Genomic DNA, 1,809 nt, shown 5'->3' on the forward strand with positions numbered 1-1,809 from the left:
CCGCCGGCGTCGCCGACGCAGCAGCGGGAGCCGACGACGGCGGCGGCAACCTGGACGCAGTCGAGGCGTTCCTCGCGGACGAAGCGAAAGTCGAGGCCATCCAGGAGCGCGCCCGCGAGGAGGCGAAGGCGCGCGCCGAGGAGTGGGGGTTCGACGACATCGACACTGGATAGTCGTGCTCCGCCCGTCCAGTCGACGGCCAGCCGGTGACCCGGGAATCGGACGACGGACGATTGGAGAGCACAGGAAGTCACAGGCCTGTTTAGCGAGGTCGGGCTACGCGCCCGAACGCCGTGCTGCCGTCGGGCGTCGACACGCGCACCCGGAACGCCACCGCGACCACGACCGTCTCGCCGTCCCGCTCCTGCACGACGACGCCGTCAATTCGCTCGCAGTCGCCGAACGCCCGACCGTCCCCGCTCGGGCAGGCGACGCTGGCCGCCAGCGACTCGTCGGACGTCACGTTCACGACGACGCCGTCGCGCAGGCGCGCCGTCTCCAGCGTGTCGAGTTGCGGCGCGAGCACCCGCTTGAGTTCCCCCACGGCTTGCTCGCGGTCGCTCCAGGGGTTGCCAGTCGCGACTTCGGCGGCGCCGTCGTGATCCGTTCGAGCGTCCGGGAGACGCGCTCGTCGTGGCGGTCGTCGACGTCCGCGACCGCCGGCGCGTACCCGAACTGGAGGTAGGCGGCGACGACTGGGACGAGCGCCAGGGCGGCGACCACGGCGGCCACGAGGACGAGTTGCCCGCGGCCCGCGTCGCGTCCGGTCACGGTGCCACTCTCCGGCGTGTCACTCCGCCAGTCACGCGTACCACACCCAGATTGTCACACGCCCGCTGCCTGTCGGGACGCGTGCGACCCCGACCGGTGCGTTCGACGGCCGTACCTGGCCGACCGACCCGTGCTGCGTTTCCACGCTGTACATGAGGTTGTCGGGGAGGATGCGGTCCACGCGGCGCTCGAGGGCGTCCCGCTCGCGGTCGAACGCCGTCTCGGACGCCGCCACTTCGGACAGCCGAGTGGCATCCCGGTGCTGTGGCGGTTCGTTCGCCAGGACGGTCGCGGCGTCCTGCGCGTACGCGTCCAGTTGTTCGTCAGCGCCGAGGCCGCCCGCGGGCGTCCCGAACGCGAACGCGCTCGCGACGGCTACGACGAACAACACTCCGACGCCCGCTTCGACGACGGACAGCGAGACCTGCCCGCGAGCGGAGCGCGGCGGCGCGCTGCGGCCGGCTTCCTCGGCGTCACGCATCGACGGTCACCGCCATGACGGCTTTTGTGGTGGTTTCCGCGCGGTACGCGATGCGCACGCTCCCCGGCGGCAGGTCGCTACTGGCGTCGACGGTCACCGTCACCGTGTCGTAGCGCGCGAGCGCCACGTCGTACGCGCCGTCGAGCCCGTCAGAATCGTGGAGGACGACGCGGTCGTTGGCGCGCACGGTCGACACAGTGCTGCCCGCGGGCGGATCGACGGTCACCGTCGCGTTCGCAGTCCGCCGCGGTAGCGTCACCGACGTTCCGTCATCGAGTGCGGGCGTCAGTTCGTGGCGCTCCGTCTCGGCGACGAGTACGATCCGCCGCATCGTCGTGCCGCCCGTGGGATTCCCGCGCTCGACGACAGGCTGACCGTCGAGAGCGACGCGCACCGCCGCGTCCGCCGGGAGCACGTCTCCGAGGACAGCGACGCTGGCGTTGTCGATTGCGGTCCGCGAGAGCACGTTCGCTCGAACCGAAAACGGGCCGTCGGCCGCGACGAGTCGCTCGGCGACACTCGCCGCGAGTCGGCCGTCAGCGGGGTCGGTGTCGGCG

The 1,809-nt window shown here is 71.9% G+C and carries 2 protein-coding genes and 1 pseudogene; all 3 read right to left on the bottom strand.

Translation table 11 applies throughout. The features are described 5' to 3' along the window. Window positions 1-262 precede the first annotated feature (262 nt). Window positions 263-771 (bottom strand): annotated as a pseudogene (locus GRX66_RS20995) (DUF7261 family protein). Window positions 772-802: 31 nt separating this feature from the next. Continuing rightward, a complete protein-coding gene (locus GRX66_RS18695; RefSeq protein WP_159527813.1) occupies window positions 803-1,252 on the bottom strand; it encodes a DUF7262 family protein in 450 nt (149 codons plus the stop codon). Further along, window positions 1,245-1,809: DUF7263 family protein (locus GRX66_RS18700; protein WP_159527814.1), on the bottom strand; the 565-nt coding region annotated here is incomplete at its 5' end. The genes GRX66_RS18700 and GRX66_RS18695, both read right to left, overlap by 8 nt.

The sequence above is a fragment of the Halobacterium bonnevillei genome, assembly GCF_009831555.1.
Taxonomy (GTDB): domain Archaea; phylum Halobacteriota; class Halobacteria; order Halobacteriales; family Halobacteriaceae; genus Halobacterium; species Halobacterium bonnevillei.

Bases quoted from the DNA above. Each gene is read 5' to 3' on its own strand.
- GRX66_RS18695 (WP_159527813.1), bottom strand. From the start codon at position 1,252: ATGCGTGACGCCGAGGAAGCCGGCCGCAGCGCGCCGCCGCGCTCCGCT.